Source organism: Bartonella sp. SL320 (assembly GCF_059687635.1).
In genome coordinates, this window is sequence record NZ_CM185143.1 from 201588 (window position 1) to 221377 (window position 19790).

Genomic DNA, 19790 nt, shown 5'->3' on the forward strand with positions numbered 1-19790 from the left:
CATTAGAGGTGTTGTGATTGGTATAGAGGTTTCATTGACACATTGAAATATTTTCTTGTTACTGATAACTCAATATCTTACCTTCATAGTAGGTTTGAAATACCAAACGCCTTCATACGTTCTCTGTTGGATTCGCTTTTGTATGTGAGATGAAGGCAAGAATATCGCATATACCCGTTTGAGTTATCTTTAGATTTTGAGTTATCTTTAGATACGGGGAAATCATTGGCAAGAATATGAAATTGTAAGGGGAAAAATACGGGTTCATTTTTCCTGCCATGTTTAATTTTTTAAGCATTTATGGCAGCGTTTTTAATAGAATGTTTTTTAAAGAGTGGAAATGACACATGGGCTCACATTTTTGTGTGTTACCTTTTTAAGGAGGTGAGGCTTTTTATGCAGAATAAAGCGCTATGATAGTGCGAATTCACGCGTGTTTATTAAAAAAACACTTTTCAATGAAGTAACTTCCATTTTATGGTGGTCTTGTGAAGAGTATCATGTAAATCCGAATGGTATAATAGATCCATTGTAGACCCATGATCCGTCATTAAAAGTGTGAGTTGGAACGCCTCTTTGTCTTTATCAGTTTTCAATATTTTCAGAACTTTTGCTTTAACAAGATTTGGCATTTGAGATGGCTGCTTCTTATTTTCAATAACTTTATTTTGTACGATTCTCTTTGCTTGTGGGGGAGGCGAGAATGATTTTGCTAATTTCAGCAAGAATATTTGAAGTGAAAGAGTCTTAAGGGTATTTGAGGTCTTATTTTAAATTATAAAATAATAAGATTATTATTATAAATAAAACGATGGTTTCTTTAAAAAAATTGTGATGTGTAAACGCTCAATATATCAATAAATATGACAGTGTTAATATCGGCCCTATTGTGAAATGTATGTTTTTAAAATCCAAATTGTTTAATGACACTCTTGTTGTGTAATAACCCTTTTGGGGATGGATATTTTCTTGTTATTTTTTTAGTTTTTTTTGCTGTAGCAGAAAAAGAAAAGCACCTAATACACCAGCAGCTAAAATAAACCAGGTAATTGCGTAAACAAGATGATTATTGCGAAAATGGATCATTGTAAGACCTGTGATGGGAAGGTTTGCTTGTGGAGATGTTTGTCTGGCATCAATAAAATAAGGGGCAACCGTGGACAGTCCTAGTTTTTGGGCCATGGCAGGAAGATCACGAGTATACCACACATTCTTGTCAGGATTATTTTTGCGTGGAAAAAATCCATTTTTTTCACTCATGCGTAGTAAACCGATGATTGTTGTTTGTTCTGTGTTTGTGCTAGAATCTTGTTGAGATGAGGTATTTGTATGCGATGACTGTGAGTTTTGAAAATTGTTACGTTCATCCATGGGGATAAAGCCGCGGTTGATAAAGGTCAATGTGTTGTCAGCGGTTTGTAAGGGAGTCAAAACCCAGTAGCCCGTCGTGTTTTGAGCAGCGGTTGTGACCAAAATATTTTTATTTTTTAAAAATTTTCCTTCGATAACAACAGGTTGATATTCATTTTTTTCAAAAGTAATATCAGCCCATTGATTTTTTTCGGGGGCTTTTATGGGGGGCAAATGAACGCGTTGATTGACAGTTGTGATAAGATTTGTTTTCCAGTTTAACCGTTGTACTTGCCATATGCCTAATGCACTGAAGAGAAGAAAAAAACAAATGCATAAAGTTCCAAACAAAAGAGAAGAAAAATGGCAAGACTTTTCCTGACGCTTTATCATAGGGGGCTTTTGTTTGCTCATGATGTATGCTTCCTTTCAGGACAATAAGCTTTTATTTTAACACGGTATACCTTTTAAAAAAGCATTTTGTACGTTTTTGGTGGAATTTATACGCCTTATTGCCGAAAAAAATGCAGGCTTAAGTCAGCAAGAAGATAAAAAAGGTTTTATAAAAGACTTGACCTTTTGTTATCGACCCTCTATTAACAAGAAACTTCCCAATGATATCCATTTGAGGTTGTATTATGCCTGCTTTGCATTCATTCTCTTCTTTGGGTATAAGGGATGTGAAAGTTTCTTAGAGTTTAAAGGTGAAGTTTATGTCTCGTGCATGTGAATTGACAGGGAAAGCAGTTCTGTATGGCAATAATGTTAGCCATGCGAATAATAAGACTCGACGTCGTTTTTTACCAAATCTTTGCAATGTGACATTGATTTCAGAAGTGTTACAGCAAAGTTATCGCTTGCGCATTTCCGCAAGTGCATTGCGTTCTGTTGAACACCGTGGTGGTCTTGATGGTTTTTTGGTCAAAGCAGACGATAAAGAATTGTCACAACGTGCACGTTTGCTAAAACGCCAAATCATTAAGAAAAAAGCTGAGCAAGAAAGTGAGCAAAAGGCTGAACAAGCAGCGTGATTTTTAAGGTTATTATCTTTGGTGGATTGATGCGTTAATCACGGTTCTTCATCCTAGAGGCATGTAGTTCTCTCATCTTTGATCGCTCTATTATTTTATTGGTTCCATACCCCAGGTTAAAAAAATGTCTTCAAGCGGTCTTTTATTAGAACGGCAAAAGAGAAAATATATTATTTTTTCTATTTTAGCCATGTGTCTTGCGGTCACAGCTTCCAACATTTTGGTTCAGTATCCCGTCTATTGGTTTGGTTTGAATGAGCTTTTGACCTATGGGGCTTTTACTTATCCATTTGCCTTTCTCATTAATGATTTGACCAATCGTTTTTATGGTCCATCTTCTGCGCGGCGTGTCGTTTATGCTGGGTTTTTTGCCGGTGTTTTGGTTTCTTGGATATTGGCAACACCGCGGCTTGCACTTGCTTCTAGTTTGGCATTTTTGTTCGGTCAACTTCTTGATATTGTTGTTTTTACGCCTTTGCGACGGAAAACATGGTGGAAAGCACCTTTAGCAGCAGCGTTGGTAGGTTCAGCATTAGATACGGTGCTGTTTTTTTCTCTTGCTTTTTCGAGCTCTTTTGCCATTCTTGATAAGCTAACGGGGTATGCTGATAGTTCATTGATGGAGAGTACTGTTGTGGCGGGGTTAGAGATCCCAGTTTGGCTCTCGCTTGCTTTTGGTGATTTTTCCGTAAAAATTATTATGAGCTTGTTGATGTTAATTCCTTATGGAACAATTCTTAACATTGTAAAACTTCCTCTTTATTACAGTCATTCAAAGGGTGATTCTTCTGTTATTTGTAACAAATGATCATCTTTGCCTTTTTGTTTTCTTGAAACTTTAACTGTGGTATTATCATGCGATAGCGCGTTGATTTAGATAGTTTAGCGCTTGACGGCTTAAGGGAGAGCACCGCGATCATTTTTTTATTTCAACATTCTTTTGTGATGGCGAAATAAAGTCATTTATTTTGACATATTGGGAGCTTGAGGATTAAGATTCTACTGTTAGCTTGTTGCTTGTAAAGGATTGATGTTACGCACTCATTTATGAGTCCTGTTATGAAATAGTTTTTAGGATTTTAAAAAGCTTCTTTATATCGTTCATAGAATGCTTTTTCTTTTGTATATAATAAATACAGTTTTTATTTTTTCGTTCTACTGAAGGCGAAAGCCTATGCATTATATTTCTCTATTAGAACAGTATTTTAGAGCCATGTTTAAGTGAGAGAATGGTTGATTGTTGAGCAGAGCTTAGAGAGAAGAAGATATTCTTTAGACATATAAAGGATAAAGCAAGGAGAATTTATCTTTCAATCCTAGAAGCTTTTTCTAAAAAAACTTTAAAGGTTTTGTTTAGATTATCAAGATAAATTTGTTAAGCTATTGTTTCAGTATATTATAGGTTCTTATGATTTTTATAAGATTATGATAGATAAAAGATCGAGACAAAAACGGGTAATTATTCAGTCTTTTGGTGTGAATGATCCTCTAGGATATGGTCGTAAATGAAGAATTCCAAGTAAAATTTTATCCGTTGCAATAAAACCAGAAAATAAAAAAACTCATTATAATTTTTTGAAGATGGATGGAGCACATTTCTTTTAGAGTTCATAATGCCTCTAGTAAAGTAGAAGCTTCCTTAAAATTTGATATTCAATTTGTGCGATTATCTTCTCAAGTTGTTAGCCATCAAATTCCAATGGTTTAATGATAGGGGGCATTTTTTAATGTTGCTGATCGATGAGGTCTCACGTTCTTCACGTAAGACAAAACGCTGCAGGCAGAATATACTTAGATTATTAATATACGGGGATTATTAATTTATGGGCTTGTTTTAAAGAGATATCTTTCAAAGAGCTCCCAAGCTCATTTCGCGGTGGCGGCTCGTGAATGGTATAACGATAAAACGTTTATGAAGAAGCACACCGGACACTATCACACAACTTTGCTCATTCCTCAATATTGCAGACCAGCTCTTGGCATTTGAGATGGTTCAAAAGAGGTATGTTTTTCTTGTACAGCTTTTATCTGCGCGCTAATCGGGCTTGTAAAGCGCAAGAGACATGATTTTGTTTGATTGATTCAATATAGAGAGATTTGAAATGAGAGAATCGTACAGTATTTAGGGTTCTCATGCAAATTGGATAACGCTAGATATATCATTATAAATCAATGTATTGCTGTATTGGCTGTGTTGCTGATTGAAGGTGTGTTTTATTTTTTATAAAGTTTAGGTGTTTTATCACTAAAAAGTGTTTCTAGTTGTTTTGTTATAGCGTTTGCAAGCTCTTCGGCATTCATAATTGTGACAGCACGTTGATAATAACGGGTGACATCATGACCAATTCCAATGGCAATGAGTTCAATGGGGGAATGTGTTTGAATTTCTTGAATCACTGCACGTAAATGTTTTTCTAGATAATTGCTGGTGTTGACTGAGAGTGTTGAGTCGTCAACAGGGGCGCCATCAGAAATCACCATGAGAATGCGGCGTTGTTCACGTCGTGATAACAGGCGTTGATGTGCCCAAATTAAAGCTTCTCCATCGATATTTTCTTTTAATAAGCCTTCTTGCATCATCAAACCTAGATTGCGGCGTGCGCGACGCCATGGGGTATCCGCACTTTTATAGATGATATGACACAAATCATTCAGGCGTCCAGGATGAGGAGGCTTATGCTGCTCGAGCCATTTTTCGCGTGATTTTCCCCCTTTCCATGTGTTGGTGGTAAAACCTAAAATTTCAACTTTGACACCACAACGCTCAAGCGTTTGTGTCAAAATATCGGCACAACTTGCGGCAACGCTAATGGGGCGTCCGCGCATTGAACCAGAATTATCAATGAGGAGTGAAACAACAGTATCTCGAAATTGAGTATTGCTTTCCATTTTAAAAGAAAGGGGTTGCATGGGATCAATAATCAGGCGTGGAAGCCTTGCTGTATCGAGATATCCTTCTTCAAGGTCAAAGTGCCAGTTGCGATTTTGTTGTGCCATAAGGCGGCGTTGAAGACGGTTGGCTAAACGTCCAACAATGTTTTGAAGATGATTAATTTGCTTATCAAGATAACGGCGCAAGTGATCTAATTCATTTTCAGAACAAAAATCAGTTGCTTCCAAAATCTGATCAAATTGACGGGTGAATATTTTATAATTGCCAAGTCTTTCCATTTGTTCTGAATCGGAAAAAAGACGTTTTGGTTTGCTTGGCTTTTCTTGCCAAGAATCATTTTTTTGCTCGCCGTCAGCTTGATCATGGTCGTTTGTTTGTGTTGCTTGTGTTTTTCCTTCGTCTTGTACATCACTTTCTTGTTCAGTGCTGGTTTGTTCTTCACTTTGAGCGTGTTTTTTATTTTTATTTTCTTCTTCTGTTTGATCGTGCGGTTCAGATTCGTTTTTTAATTTTTTATTGTTTTCACTGTCAGAAGTTTCATCTTGTTGTACGGTCATTTTAAGGGTAGCAAGCATTTGGCGAACGATTTGTGCAAAAGCTTGTTGGTTGTAAATATGGTGCGTGAGTTCATTGAGCTGTGTTGCGGCTTTTTGTTCGAGTTCTTGACGCCACAATTCTAAGACGGGACCTGCTTCTTTTGGGGCTGTGCGCTTTGTTATTTTTTCACGCAATAAAAGGGCAATCGCTTCTTGGATGGGGGCTTCATTTTGATTGCTGATCTTTTCATAATGGGCTCTTTTGTATTTATCAGCGAGCATGACATCAAGGTTTTTTGCAAGTCCCTCCATGGCTAAAGACCCGATTGCTTCAACACGTGTTTGTTCAAGGGCATCAAAGATAGCGCGTGCTTCTGATTCTACTGGAGAAAATTGCATGTGAATGTGGTTATCATGCCATGCTTTGCGCAGAGCCATGGAATCACCCAAGCCACGGGTAATAGTGATATCTTTATGTGTGGCGTGTTGTGGTAATTCTGGTAAACGTGCACAGCTTTCGCTCAAAGATGGCCTGTTGAAACTAAAGGATACTTCTAGGTGAGATGTACCGGCAATTGCACGCATACAAGTAGAAAGCGCTTTCTTAAAAGCTTCACTATCAAGCGTATTGGGGGAAAAATTGTTTGTTTGGTTTTTGCTGTTATCGTCAGAGGCGATAGCCATAATTGACATATTCCTTTAAGACAAGACACCCTGCATGAGCGATTCGGGAAGCTCTTGTCCAAAGGCGCGTTGATAAAATTCTGCGACAGTGGCACGTTCGAGTTCATCACATTTATTGAGAAAGGTTAATCGAAAAGCAAAGCCGATATCTTGAAAAATTGTGATATTTTCTGCCCAAGTAATGACAGTTCGCGGGCTCATGACTGTTGAAAGATCTCCATTGATAAAAGCTTGGCGAACCATATCAGCAACATGAACCATTTGTGAAATTGTTTTCTTCCCCTCAGCTGTTTGAAAGGATTTGACCTTTGAACAAACGATATCAACCTCTTTATCATGGGGTAAATAATTAAGTATCGTTACAATAGACCAGCGGTCCATTTGGGCTTGATTGATTTGTTGGGTACCATGATAGAGCCCTGTTGTATCACCAAGACCAATGGTATTGGCTGTTGCAAAAAGACGAAAGGCGGGATGAGGAGAGATCACGCGGCTTTGATCAAGTAAGCTGAGTTTGCCAGAGGTTTCAAGAACACGTTGGATGACAAACATAACATCAGGACGCCCCGCATCATATTCGTCGAAAACAAGAGCAATATTATTTTGATAAGCCCATGGCAAAATGCCCTCTTTAAATTCAGTAATTTGTAAGCCATCTTTTAAAACGATTGCATCTTTTCCTACAAGATCGATACGGCTTACATGGCTGTCGAGATTAATGCGAAGACAAGGCCAGTTGAGGCGGGCAGCAACTTGTTCAATATGTGTTGATTTGCCTGTACCGTGATAACCGGAAACCATGACACGACGGTTAAACGTAAAACCTGCAAGAATCGCTAAAGTTGTTTGCGGATCAAAAAGATAATCGGGATCGATATCAGGAACATGGGGGCTTTTGGTGCTAAAAGCAGGGATTTTCATATCTGTTTCAATATGAAACAGATCGCGAGCGCAAAGTGTAATATCGGGCAAATTTTCAAGGTTAAGATTTGTCATTGTGCTTCTGGCAGGGAAAGGATGCTATTTATTTCATGAGAAAACGATACAAGAGTTGGAGCATTTATGCAATGCTCTATAATGCAAGCCTTAGAGATGAAGGAAGATCTTTTTTCACGTAATTTGAAACGTTTGTGAAAACAACAATGTTTTATGTAAAGAATGAGGGGTGCAATGAAAATGGGGTCACCTCAACTGGTGTTTTAGCAAAGACCAGACTTTTTGAGCAAATTATAAGCATGCAAAACATCGCGAAAGCGCTCTTCTGAAGCACGATTCCCACCATTGGAATCAGGATGGTGTTTTTTTACCAACTCTTTATATTTCATTTTGATATCTTCTGCTGAAGCGTTTGCTTTTAGTCCCAGTGTATCAAAAGCTTTGGCTTCTAAGGGCTTTAATTTTCGTGAGAAACTATTGCTATGCCGTCCGTTCAAAAGCGTGAAGGGATCGCGCATACGATTTTGATAGGCTGCTGTCCCAGAGCGAATTTTTGCATAATTGGCAGCGGTTTTTTTCGATGTACCATTGCTAAGATCTGTAGGCCATGTTGGGCGATGTCCTGTAAGAGCATCCTTTTGGAACTTTGCGATATCTTGATTGCTAAGACCCGAGAAGTAATTAAAATTTTTATTATAGGCACGCACGTGCTCAATACAAAAATGAAGATATTGTCCTTCGTGATTTCGACCTGCTGGTGCTTTATGGGTACCTGCCTTTTCACAACCTTCCCACTGACACTGTTGCACTTCTGGCTCAGTCTGTTGCTTTTTATTTGAGCTTATGCGAATTGAATCGAATAATTTAGATGTTATTGTCATATTCTTGGTTTATGCAAAATTGATTAATTTTACAAGAATTGACTTTTGAAAAATTTGTTTTCACACTTAAATATGGTTACGAAAAAGTGTATCCCTGCACGTTCATTTTGTTAAGGAACGAAAAATGTCTATAGAAACGATAATCAAGAAAAAGCTTCAGGATGCTTTTCATCCGCAGAGACTTGAGGTGATTAATGAGAGTCATCTTCATGAGGGACATCCCCATAATGAGCATGCTTTCGATGGTAAAGGAGAAACACATTTTCGCGTGAAAATTTTATCTTCTTCTTTTTCCAATATGACACGCATAGAAATACATCGAGCCATTTATCAAGTTTTGCAAGAAGAGTTAGCGACCTGTGTTCACGCTTTAGCACTTGAAGTTGAAAGGCTTTAATTTTTCTCTTAAAATTTTTTTAAAAAGAAATACTTCTCAATGCTTGTCACACCCATTTCGCGACAACTTCCCGTGAATGTGAATGGTATAATAGTGAGCTTTCATGAGATGTATAAAATCTATTGATGTTGAATATCTCCATCTTTATGCTTCAGAAAAGAGCAAGTAAGCGCGGTAACACACTTTTTCAGCTCACCGCTGTTGTGCGATTCTTAGCACTTAAGATGTTTCATAAAAGGCATGTCTTTTCTGTTCAGTTTTTACACCACGCTAGTTCACACTTGTGATGTGTAACAAAGCTTTTGATTGTTTGACTATACACAGATTTGAAATGAGAAAATATTACGATATTCAAGGTCTTTATTCAAGTTGAAGAATGCTATATTATCATTATAAATCAAATGTTTGTAGTTTTTAAAATTATCATTGCATATAGAAATATAGCGAGTAATTGATAAAATTTTACTAGAAGAGTTCGCAACTTGTGTTTGTGTTTTGGTTTTTGAAATTGAAAAAAATTAATTTTTGATGAGGTCTTTTTAAGAACGCGGATGAGCTTTTTGGTAAATTTCCAACAGATGGTCCGTATCGACATGGGTATAGGTTTGTGTGGTAGAAAGACTCGCGTGCCCAAGAAGTTCTTGAATCGTTCGCAAATCTCCCCCTCGTGATAAAAGATGGGTAGCAAAAGAATGGCGCAGTGTATGGGGGGTGGCTGTTTCTGGTAAACCAAGATTTGCACGTAAATTACGTACAGCTTTCTGAATAATGGCAGGTTGGAGGGGACCTCCTCGCGCACCGCGAAATATAGGTTGGTTATCTTTCAAAGGATAGGGACAACATTTGAGATAATTTTGTACAGCTTCGTAAACAATTTTGATGAGAGGAACAAGGCGTGTTTTGCCTCCTTTTCCTGTTATGAATAAACTTGTTTTCCCGGGATCAGAAAACTGTTCTGGTGTGAGGCTTAAGGCTTCTGATATGCGCATTCCACAGCCATAGAGAAGCATGAGGACAGCAGTATTACGCGCGGTAATCCAAGCTTCGTTTTCTAGCTGATTTTCTTGTTTAACGATGTTGAGCGCTGAATTTATTGCCAAAGGTCTTGGGAGCGATTTTCGATGTTTTGGGCTTCGGATAAGTTGAGCAGCGGGAATATTGACGATTCCTTCGCGCGATAGATATTTGAAAAAAGAACGGATGCCTGCTACCCCACGGCTTAAAGAGCGAGCACTAACATTGTTGGTCCGTCGAAATGCAAGATAAGCCCGTAAATCGCTGACGTGTAATTGAGAAAGATCGGTGAGAGTTGGTGCATGACCTAAATGTTGACAGAGAAAAGATAAAAATTGCCGCGTATCACGTTCATAGGCTTGCGCTGTTTGTGCGGACATACGACGTGTTTTCACGAGACACTCTAACCAGCTTTTCCTTGCGGTTAAAACTGCATGATCGGCTGGAATGAGAGGGTTATTTTCATCTTTTCTCTTGTCGTTTTTGATGGGCATTATCTAGTTGAGGGTTTCTTTCTTTTTAGATTTTTCATCATCAGCATGACCATTTTTATTTTCCGGTTTCTCTTCATGGTTCATAAGTTGTTTTTCTCCTTTGAGAGAGAGGATTTTTAAAAGATTATGCGTTGACATTAAGTGCGCAAAAATTAATCCTAAAAAGCCGTTTTTATGAAGTTTGGCAAGTTGGCTTGCCGACAGTTTATTTAATTTTTCTTCGTCAACAACCCAGAAATTTTCTAATTGTGCTGAGAGGCCTTTATCATTTTTTACATTGATTGATTTTTGGCTGAGAAGGTCCATTTCCACAAGAGCATCAATAAATTCAGAGGTTTTCTCCATAGCAATTTTAAAGCTTTCAAGAAAACGAATACGTTCTTCCATAAAAGGAGAAATAGAGCCATCGGAATTAAAAAGCTCTGTTCCTGCAACTTCATTAAACATCCCAGATTGTTGATCAAAGCAAACGGAAAGTTCTTTTTCATTGCTAATTTGTGCCAAAACAAAAGGATAGCGACGAACAAAAGCTGGAACATACGTATTGGTTTTCCAACTTTTATCAGAGGTAATATAGTCGTTTTCGTCGTTAGAAAGACCAACAAGAGCAGCCGATGTATAGTGCCGTTTTTTTTGTTCATCTTCAGCGCACATAAATAAAATAGGATAGTCTAGTGCTGCTTGAAAATATTCAGTACTTGCTAAAGGAACCCAGTGCGTATTTTGGGCAAAAGACATATCACTTGGCGGCGCAAATTTTAGGTTTTTATGAGAAACTTTGTTGATTGGGGTGATATCTTTGTAAAATAGCATAATATTTGCCATAAGACTTCTCCTTATATTAATTTGTTTTTGTTACCAAGAAAGGTCTTTTGGGAAGATTGTTTCAATATGGCAACAAGATTAAATAGAAATGATTAAGATCGAGGGTTCACTTTTGAGAGATAATGTTTTTGAATGAAATATAATAAAGAAAAGCTTAAAAATAAAGTCTATCTTGCCATTATTGGTATGCCTCACGGTATAAAAGGAGATGTTTTTGTTAAAATTTTAGGTGCTGAGCCACAGCGTTTTAAATTTTATGGGACTCTTTATGATGATATGGGGCGTTCCTATGAAATTGTAACTCTTCGTATACAAAAAAATAAGGCAATTGTACGTTTTAAAGGGGTCGATAATCGTAATGATGCTGAGTCTTTAAAAGGGATTCGTCTTTATGTAACGCGCGATCAATTGATTGATGATTTGGAAGAGGATGAGTTTTATCAGGTCGATTTAATAGGGTTGCGCGTTCAAGACTGTGGAGGCACAGTCTTAGGTGAAGTGTGTGCTTTTTTTAATTTCGGGGCCGGTGATTTGCTTGAAATACGTTTGAATATGGGAAAAAAGGTGCTTATTCCCTTTAGTAAGGCAGCGGTACCAGAAATTTGTATGGATTCTGGCTTTCTTGTTGTTGATCTCCGAGCTGCTGGTCTTAGCAATGGGGGAGAAAGTGGATAAATATAAATCAAGGAAATAGCTTGAACATCAAAAAATAAAAGTGAAGGTAAAAAATCACCGGTGAATTTCGTCAATAAGAAGTGGAAGGTATGAAAATATTAAGAAGACACTTTTGAGCAGATATTATAGCACTTTATCTCTAAATATTCCTGAATTTTTAGGATCTTTTTTAACTACAAGTTAAGAGAAGGATTATGTTGAATATGATACAGATAAAAGAAGTTTCTAATTAACGCTATAGCGTTATATCGATCTGATTTGTGCCATTTTGACTTAAAAGAGTTTGTTGAATAATTAACAAGAGTTTATTGAGTAAAATGAGGATGAAAAAATAAATATGCAATTTCATGCACGCGTTTTAACGCTTTACCCAGAAATGTTTCCAGGTTTTTTAGGATATTCTTTAGCAGGGCAAGCTTTAGAACGCGGGATTTGGTCACTGGAGACAGTGCAGATTAGGGATTTTGCTTTGGATAAACACCATAGCGTTGATGATACACCCGCTGGTGGGGGGGCTGGAATGGTGATGCGGGCGGATGTGTTGGCAGCTGCGCTTGATCATTGTCCACAGGACTCACCAAGATTGTTGATGAGTCCACGTGGGCGACCTTTTGACCAAGCTTATGCACGCCGCTTGGCATGTGATTCGGGTATTACGTTGGTTTGTGGACGTTTTGAAGGGGTTGATGAACGTGTCATAGAGGCACGAGAATTAGAAGAAGTCTCTATTGGTGATTATATTCTTTCAGGGGGTGAAACAGCAGCATTGGTTATCTTAGATGCTATTATACGTCTTCTCCCTGGTGTGATGGGGAATAAAGCTTCTGCAAAGTGTGAAAGTTTTGAAAATGGTTTGCTAGAACATCCCCAATATACACGCCCTTCTCTTTTCGAAGGACGAGCGATTCCACCTGTGTTGCTCTCAGGTCATCATAAAGCAATCGCAGATTGGCGGCAAAGCCAATCCGAATTGTTAACACGGCAACGTCGTCCTGATCTTTATGGGCGTTATGATAAAAATCGTCAGAAAACTTGATTCATAGGATAAGGTAGTGTATTGCATGGCTCTCTTTCTTTTGAAGAGTTTTTTATAAAAGGTTTTCTGTAGTTCCAGAATTAAAATGAAGGAATGGTGTATTCGCTCCTGTGTAAGGCATAACTTGAAGAGCTTCTTTTTCTTAATATAAGGCTTTTTGGGTAAGAGTTGAGCGCTCTGACTGTTCGATAAAGAACATGAAGGATAAAAGAAATGAATATTATCGCACAGCTTGAAGCTGAACAATGTGCAAAAATTGAGGAAAAGCGCCAATTTCCAGCCTTTCAACCAGGTGATACGGTTCGTGTCATGGTGCGTGTGACGGAAGGAACGCGGACGCGTGTTCAGGCTTATGAAGGGGTTTGTATTGCTCGTTCAGGCGGTGGGTTGAATGAGACCTTTACAGTTCGCAAGATTTCTTATGGTGAAGGGGTGGAACGGGTATTTCCTGTTTATTCTCCTTTGATTGAAGCTGTTGAGCTGGTGCGTCGTGGTAAAGTGCGTCGGGCAAAACTTTATTATCTTCGTGGTTTGAGAGGTAAAGCCGCACGTATTGCTGAAAAGAGAGATTATCGAAAAAAAGCTGAAAAAGTTGTTGAGAAGGTAGAAACGACTCCTGTAAGCGCAGATGTTGAAACGCAAGTTGCTGAGTAAAAATTATATCGGTTAGATTTTATGCAAAAGCGGCTTTTATGCCGCTTATTTGTGTCTTTTATGATTCGTTGTATTCTTTAAAAGGCTGGAAAGAGCATAAAAGTGTTTAATCTATCCAAATTTGGTCTCTTTTTTATCTTTAGATAAGTGGGTGGAGTGCAGGATATCATTGCCCATAGCGTAGATACTCAAGAGTATTAAGTATAATCTGAAAAAAATGCATATTTATATTTGAGAAAAGATGTTAGACCTTTGACGTGAAGATAAAATTGTATTAGGCTAAGATGCGTTTTACGGATTATATCCGTGGAGTAATCGGTTTTTTTATGCGTGACCTTTAATCCGTTATTTGAGACAACCGACCTGTAATATTGGTATCTTGAGATGCCAAACAAGTAAAACGAGATAATATATTTGTTCGTTTTGTGCGAAACTTCTCGTTCATTGTGGTTGAAAGAAACCAGGTCAGGATATTTTATGGTAGAGACAACTAGGATAAAAGAGCGCCCTCGTTCCCCTCATATAAGTATTTATCGTTGGACGATTACTATGGCCATGTCTATTGCGCATCGTGTCACGGGTGTGGCTCTTTATGTTGGGATGGTCTTTCTTGCTGTTTGGTTAATTGCAATTTCGTGTGGGGAGGAAATATTCAGAACAGTCAACGGAATTTATGGTTCTTGGTTTGGGTTGTGTATCCTGTTTCTTTATACTTTGGCAGGCGTTCATCATATGGTTGGTGGACTTCGACACATTGTTTGGGATATGATGCCTTATCTTTTGGCAAAAGAAAAAGCGACAGTGACTGCCTGGATGACGGTATTTATTTCTCTTATTGTTACTTTTGTAATTTGGATTATTGGATATAGCCTTATTTAGCTGGGGGTGAAAAGAGATATGAAAGAAGATTTTCGAACGGAACTTGCAAAAGTACGGGGGCGTGGGAGTGCTCATGAAGGGACAGAGCATTTTTGGCTACAACGTTTGACAGGGTTTGTTAATCTGCCGCTTTTGATATTTTTTATTGTTCTTATTCTTTCGCTCGTGGGCAAGGATTATAGTATTGTGCGTGCACGGATTGCTCATCCTGTTGTTGCTATTTTAATGGGATTGATGACTTTTTCAGTCCTTTATCATATGAAGCTTGGTATGCAGGTCGTTATTGAAGATTATATTCCGCGCGAAGGTTTACGGTTACTCTTTTTGACATTAAATATTGCATTTTGTTTTTTTATAGGTGGTGTCATTATTTTTTCTCTTTTGAAAATTGCATTAGGGGGTTAAACAAATATGGCGGGTACAAGATCATCTTTGGGCGCTAGAGCAGGTAACGCCCCTTATCGCACTGTAGATCATAAATTTGATGTTGTTGTTGTTGGGGCTGGTGGTGCGGGTTTGCGTGCAACACTTGGTATGGCAGAACAGGGATTAAAAACAGCTTGTATCACGAAGGTTTTTCCAACCCGCTCACATACGGTGGCAGCACAAGGGGGTATCGCAGCGTCACTCTCGAATATGGGACCTGACAATTGGCAGTGGCATTTATATGATACTGTGAAAGGTTCTGATTGGCTGGGTGATACCGATGCAATGGAGTATTTGGTGCGTAACGCTCCAGCTGCTGTATATGAATTAGAACATTATGGCGTTCCTTTTTCACGAACACAAGAAGGAAAAATTTATCAACGTCCCTTTGGTGGACATACGACACAATTTGGTGAAGGTCCACCTGTTCAACGGACTTGTGCAGCCGCTGATCGTACAGGCCATGCCATTTTGCACACGCTTTATGGACAAAGCTTAAAGCATAATGCGCAATTTTTTATTGAATATTTTGCGCTCGATCTCATCATGACAGATGGAGTATGTACGGGGGTTGTGGCGTGGAATCTTGATGATGGTACAATACATCGTTTTTCTGCAAAAATGGTTGTTTTAGCAACCGGTGGCTATGGGCGTGCTTATTTTTCCGCAACATCAGCCCATACCTGTACGGGTGATGGTGGTGGAATGATCGCACGGGCTGGATTGCCTCTCCAAGATATGGAATTTGTGCAATTCCATCCCACAGGGATTTATGGTTCTGGTTGTCTTATTACAGAGGGAGCTCGGGGTGAGGGGGGCTATTTAATCAATTCTGAAGGTGAACGCTTTATGGAGCGTTATGCACCTTCCTTTAAGGATTTGGCTTCACGCGACTTGGTTTCGCGTTGTATCACGCTTGAAATTCGTGAAGGGCGTGGCGTTGGACCCAAAAAGGATCATATTCATTTGGTTCTTAATCATATTGATCCTGCGATTTTACATGAGCGTTTACCCGGTATTTCGGAATCAGCACGAATTTTTGCAGGGGTGGATGTCACAAAAGAACCGATTCCCATCTTGCCAACGGTTCATTATAATATGGGTGGGATTCCGACCAACTACTACGGAGAAGTTCTCAATCCAACAGCTGATTCGCCTGATCGTATTCAACCAGGCTTAATGGCGGTAGGAGAAGCGGGATGCGCTTCTGTTCATGGTGCTAATCGTTTGGGATCAAATTCATTGATTGATCTTGTGGTGTTTGGTCGTGCTGCTGCCATTCGCGCGGGTGAAGTTATTGATAGGAACGCAGAAATTCCACCTTTGAATGAAGAAGCTGTTGACGAAATTATGGCGCGTTTTGATCGTTTACGTTTTGCGCAAGGGGCAATCCCAACAGCGCTATTGCGTGAAAAAATGCAGCGCACAATGCAAGAAGATGCGGCTGTCTTCCGTACAGAGGATTCTTTGCAACAGGGATGTCAACGGATGAATAAAATCTGGGGAGAATTGTCTGATCTAAAAGTCACAGATCGCTCCCTGATATGGAATTCTGATTTGGTGGAAACGTTAGAGCTTCAAAATCTCATGGCAAATGCAATCATGACTGTTTATTCTGCAGAAGCACGTTTAGAAAGCCGCGGTGCTCATGCTCGTGAAGATTATCCAGAGCGTGATGATAAAAATTGGCGAAAACATACACTTTCACATTTGTCCAAAGAGGGTAAGGTAACTTTGTCTTATCGGCCTGTTCATGTAGATCCATTAACAGCTGAAGCTGATGGTGGAATCGATTTAAAGCGCATTGCACCTAAGAAACGGGTTTATTAAGGGGAGAATGAAATATGGTACAAATTAAGCTTCCCAAAAACTCTCAAGTCAAACCGGGAAAGGTTTGGCCTAAACCTGAAGGTGCGACAAAACTGACAGAGTTTCATGTGTATCGTTGGTCACCTGATGATGAAGAAAATCCCCGTCTAGATACTTATTATGTGGATCGTTCCGCTTGTGGTCCGATGATTCTTGATGGGCTTTTGTTTATTAAAAACCATATTGATCCCACTTTGACACTTCGTCGATCTTGCCGTGAAGGCATCTGTGGTTCTTGTGCGATGAATATCGATGGAGCCAATACATTGGCTTGTACTAAGGGTATGGATGATGTAAAACACCCCATTAAGGTCTACCCTTTACCCTCTATGCCGGTTGTTAAGGATTTGGTCCCTGATTTAAAGAGCTTTTATGCACAACACCGAGTCATTGAGCCTTGGTTGCAAACTGTTTCACCTGAACCTGCGAAAGAATGGTTACAAAGTCACTCCGACCGACAAAAAATTGATGGTCTTTATGAATGTATTTTGTGTGCCTGTTGTCAAACATCATGTCCAAGTTATTGGTGGAACGGTGATCGTTATTTAGGTCCCGCTGTTTTGCTTCAAGCGTATCGCTGGATTGCGGATTCACGTGATGAAATGTGCGGTGAACGTCTTGATAATTTAGAAGATCCTTTCCGTCTTTATCGCTGTCATACGATTATGAATTGTGCGCAGACTTGTCCAAAAGGATTAAATCCAGCAAAAGCGATTGCTGAAATTAAAAAGCTCATGGTTGAACGCCGTCTTTAAAAGTTAATCATTAATAAGAGGAAAATAAGAAGGGATAGATTTTTTCTTATTCTTTTCCTCAAAATAGACAGTTTTCATAAATGTATTTTGCGTGCCTGTTGCCAAACATCATGTCCCAGTTATTGGTGGAATGGTGATCGCACTTTGGGCCCCGCTATTTTGCTTCAAGCGTATCACTGGATTACCGGATTCGCGTGATGAGATGTGTGGTAAACGTCTTGATAATTTGAGAGGATCCTTTCCGCCTTTATCGTTGCCATACTCTCTATGAATTGTGCGTAAACTTGTCCAAAAGGATTAAATCCAGCAAAAGCGATTGCTGAAATTAAAAAGCTCATGATTGAACGTTGCTTTAAAAGTTAATCATTCATAAAAGTAAAGGTCAAGGTGGGAGATGGTATGTGTTTTTGGAGATTAAATCTCTAAAAGCGCATTGGTTTTTTATGAGGGGGGAGCGTCATAATTATATTTCCTTAAAAAGACGTAAAACTTGTGGGTAAAAATAAATACTTCAAGCGGCGTTCTATGTAAAAACAATACGCTATATTTTCATTAAATTTGTATCAATATTATTATTTTAATGCATAATTCAATTGGTAAAAATTATCTTATATCAATAAATCACAAAAGAACAAAGAATAATACAAATTTTATAGCGCATGTAAATCATTCAAATGAAATACAAAGAAGTAACGATAGTCCGTTATAATGTCGAAAACACTTCTGATATTCAGTGATTGAGCGTTTTTATACCCATCATCGCGTATATTCAAAGGTTATATTATATTTTAGAGATTCTATTATTAATCGCATTAAAAAATAAAATTTATAGTTCTCAAAATTGGAACATGTAAAATCATTCTCTGTTATTGTGTCAGATCATATAATTAAGGGGGGAAAGTTATTATAACATCAAATGATTTAAACTTATTAGATAGCCCAAAAAGGATTTTGAAAAATATAAACTTTATAAATTTTTCTAAAAGTTTAGAAAACAGTAGCTAAAATTTTAGGAACATGTATTTTGAATGTGAAATAAGCGATGTTTGTAGATTGGTTTGAGGCAAACGAATCCAATCATCAAGGAAGGTGTGTTGTATTTTGATGAAATTTGTATAGGCTAATGTTATATATTTTTATCCAATAAAAAATGTAGGGTTTTCTAAATTTAGGTTCTATTTTTATATTACTGAATTTTATTTTCGCTTGCATATATGCTTCAACAAATTTGTTTAAGCAGTACAAAGTGCTTTTTTTATTTTTCGATATAAGAGGCATTTCTTAACATGAAAGAAAGCCTGCCAAATGTTAACGGTATCATCAGTGATTGTTTGGGTATTTATTTTTTTGTTCCGTAAAATGCCATCATTTGAGATGTGGTGCTAAAGTGTTTAGAAAATGAAACCTGCTAGGGAAGGAAAGGGATGACAGATCGATACTGGTTAAAAAGCTTTATTCTTTTGGGGGTGATTGATGGCGTTTACTAGCTAATCCATATAAATTAGAATGGGAATCCATGTAGACGGGCTTTTAGTCCAGTCTCTCTTATATATTATGATAATGAAATTAATATTAAGAGAGTCGTGATGGGCTGCAGAAAAAAGAAATCATTGTGAAAAATCAAGTTTACTTATCTCGAAACTTCTAATATCTCTGATGATAACGGTACACAGAAAATCTTCTATAGTACCACGTAGATTTTTCATATCTTCGAGTCAAGAATTGTCTATATATTCTCTTCAATTTGCTTTTCACGGCGATAAAGCAAAGGATGTGTGTGCCTTTTCCTGTAAGAATAAGAAAACGTAAAGTTAAATATGTTACCGTTGTGTTACCAATTCACGGGCTTGTTTTAAAGAAATATTTCTCAACGCTTGTCATACCTATTTCGTGATGGAGCTCGTGAAGGGTAAGTATAACGATAAAACCCCTTGGAAATAATATAAAATCTATACAAGTACCACTTCCTTGGCTTATGAAAGAGCAAGCCAGAATCCTTACATACTTTGTTAGTTTTCAATCTAACAATCCTTAGTTTTTGAAATGGTTCATGAAAAGGCATTTTTAGTGCTTGCTTAGTACAGTTTTTATTCACGCAGACTTTTCCGTTTGTAACATACAAGCAAGTTATTTTTGGTTAATTCAACATAAACAGATTTGGAATGAAAAAATTCTACAGTGTTAAGGTCTTTTATCCAATATGCAAAACAATGGACACTCTTTATAAATCAATGTGATTCATCTTAAGAAATTGGATTGTCGATCTGTGCTTGTCGGAATTTTTACTCTTTGAAATATTGAGAAGAGAGCAGGAATATTTATGAGCAGGACTTACTTATATAGTTTATGGACATTGTCTTTGAAGGTAGGGATATGATCCTCACGTAATATGGTTAACAAAGCCTTCTTTAGAGAAATTTGATTGTTTATAAGTTGGTGTGGGATAAGAATCTTT

17 protein-coding genes and 1 pseudogene are annotated in these 19790 nt (G+C 38.0%); 12 read left to right on the forward strand and 6 right to left on the reverse strand.

The window, feature by feature from the left end; translation table 11 throughout:
* Window positions 1-972: 972 nt before the first annotated feature.
* Complete coding sequence (locus tag AC6ER8_RS00765; RefSeq protein WP_497078524.1) at window positions 973-1764, reverse strand: SURF1 family protein; 792 nt, start codon at window positions 1762-1764, stop codon at window positions 973-975.
* A 299-nt stretch (window positions 1765-2063) separates the two neighbouring features.
* On the opposite strand from AC6ER8_RS00765, the gene rpmB reads away from it, so the two are divergent.
* From rpmB to AC6ER8_RS00780, 3 genes are all read left to right on the forward strand, one after another.
* On the forward strand, window positions 2064-2381 hold the full coding sequence (rpmB, locus tag AC6ER8_RS00770; RefSeq protein WP_497078526.1) for a 50S ribosomal protein L28: 318 nt from the start codon (window positions 2064-2066) through the stop codon (window positions 2379-2381).
* A gap of 124 nt (window positions 2382-2505) precedes the next feature.
* On the forward strand, window positions 2506-3189 hold the full coding sequence (locus AC6ER8_RS00775) for a queuosine precursor transporter (protein ID WP_497078528.1): 684 nt from the start codon (window positions 2506-2508) through the stop codon (window positions 3187-3189).
* Between the two features lie 777 nt (window positions 3190-3966).
* Window positions 3967-4089, forward strand: a complete 123-nt coding sequence (locus tag AC6ER8_RS00780; protein ID WP_497078530.1) for a HaeIII family restriction endonuclease — start codon at window positions 3967-3969, stop codon at window positions 4087-4089.
* Between the two features lie 506 nt (window positions 4090-4595).
* Here the strand turns inward: AC6ER8_RS00780 and cobT are convergent.
* The 3 genes from cobT to AC6ER8_RS00795 all read right to left on the reverse strand — a co-directional run bounded on the left by cobT (window position 4596) and on the right by AC6ER8_RS00795 (window position 8311).
* Complete coding sequence (cobT, locus tag AC6ER8_RS00785) at window positions 4596-6494, reverse strand: cobaltochelatase subunit CobT (protein WP_497078532.1); 1899 nt, start codon at window positions 6492-6494, stop codon at window positions 4596-4598.
* A gap of 15 nt (window positions 6495-6509) precedes the next feature.
* Entirely contained in the window at window positions 6510-7490 is a 981-nt protein-coding gene (gene cobS / locus AC6ER8_RS00790; RefSeq protein ID WP_497078534.1) for a cobaltochelatase subunit CobS, read from the reverse strand.
* A gap of 203 nt (window positions 7491-7693) precedes the next feature.
* A complete protein-coding gene (locus tag AC6ER8_RS00795; protein WP_497078536.1) occupies window positions 7694-8311 on the reverse strand; it encodes a J domain-containing protein in 618 nt (205 codons plus the stop codon).
* 124 nt (window positions 8312-8435) lie between these two features.
* Between AC6ER8_RS00795 and AC6ER8_RS00800 the strand changes: the two genes are divergently transcribed.
* Window positions 8436-8708: a BolA family protein gene (locus tag AC6ER8_RS00800; protein ID WP_497078538.1), complete on the forward strand. Its 273-nt coding sequence runs from the start codon at window positions 8436-8438 to the stop codon at window positions 8706-8708.
* A 539-nt stretch (window positions 8709-9247) separates the two neighbouring features.
* Here the strand turns inward: AC6ER8_RS00800 and AC6ER8_RS00805 are convergent.
* Both AC6ER8_RS00805 and AC6ER8_RS00810 read right to left on the reverse strand, forming a co-directional pair.
* The gene (locus AC6ER8_RS00805) at window positions 9248-10216 is read right to left on the reverse strand and encodes a tyrosine recombinase XerC (RefSeq protein ID WP_497078540.1); all 969 of its coding nucleotides are present in this window, start codon (window positions 10214-10216) and stop codon (window positions 9248-9250) included.
* Between the two features lie 3 nt (window positions 10217-10219).
* Window positions 10220-11041, reverse strand: coding sequence for a SapC family protein (locus AC6ER8_RS00810; protein ID WP_497078542.1), 822 nt, complete (start codon window positions 11039-11041; stop codon window positions 10220-10222).
* A 132-nt stretch (window positions 11042-11173) separates the two neighbouring features.
* Between AC6ER8_RS00810 and rimM the strand changes: the two genes are divergently transcribed.
* The 8 genes and pseudogenes from rimM to AC6ER8_RS00850 all read left to right on the forward strand — a co-directional run.
* Window positions 11174-11716, forward strand: a complete 543-nt coding sequence (gene rimM, locus AC6ER8_RS00815) for a ribosome maturation factor RimM (RefSeq protein ID WP_497078544.1) — start codon at window positions 11174-11176, stop codon at window positions 11714-11716.
* 337 nt (window positions 11717-12053) lie between these two features.
* Entirely contained in the window at window positions 12054-12752 is a 699-nt protein-coding gene (trmD, locus tag AC6ER8_RS00820) for a tRNA (guanosine(37)-N1)-methyltransferase TrmD (protein ID WP_497078546.1), read from the forward strand.
* Window positions 12753-12965: 213 nt separating this feature from the next.
* Complete coding sequence (gene rplS, locus AC6ER8_RS00825) at window positions 12966-13406, forward strand: 50S ribosomal protein L19 (RefSeq protein WP_497078548.1); 441 nt, start codon at window positions 12966-12968, stop codon at window positions 13404-13406.
* Window positions 13407-13883: 477 nt separating this feature from the next.
* Window positions 13884-14285, forward strand: a complete 402-nt coding sequence (gene sdhC, locus AC6ER8_RS00830) for a succinate dehydrogenase, cytochrome b556 subunit (RefSeq protein ID WP_497078550.1) — start codon at window positions 13884-13886, stop codon at window positions 14283-14285.
* Window positions 14286-14303: 18 nt separating this feature from the next.
* Complete coding sequence (gene sdhD, locus AC6ER8_RS00835; protein ID WP_497078552.1) at window positions 14304-14690, forward strand: succinate dehydrogenase, hydrophobic membrane anchor protein; 387 nt, start codon at window positions 14304-14306, stop codon at window positions 14688-14690.
* Window positions 14691-14696: 6 nt separating this feature from the next.
* The gene (gene sdhA, locus AC6ER8_RS00840; protein ID WP_497078554.1) at window positions 14697-16541 is read left to right on the forward strand and encodes a succinate dehydrogenase flavoprotein subunit; all 1845 of its coding nucleotides are present in this window, start codon (window positions 14697-14699) and stop codon (window positions 16539-16541) included.
* A gap of 14 nt (window positions 16542-16555) precedes the next feature.
* Complete coding sequence (locus AC6ER8_RS00845) at window positions 16556-17335, forward strand: succinate dehydrogenase iron-sulfur subunit (protein WP_497078556.1); 780 nt, start codon at window positions 16556-16558, stop codon at window positions 17333-17335.
* A 75-nt stretch (window positions 17336-17410) separates the two neighbouring features.
* A pseudogene (locus AC6ER8_RS00850) lies at window positions 17411-17698 on the forward strand (4Fe-4S dicluster domain-containing protein); the annotation flags it as partial.
* Between the last annotated feature and the right edge of the window lie 2092 nt (window positions 17699-19790).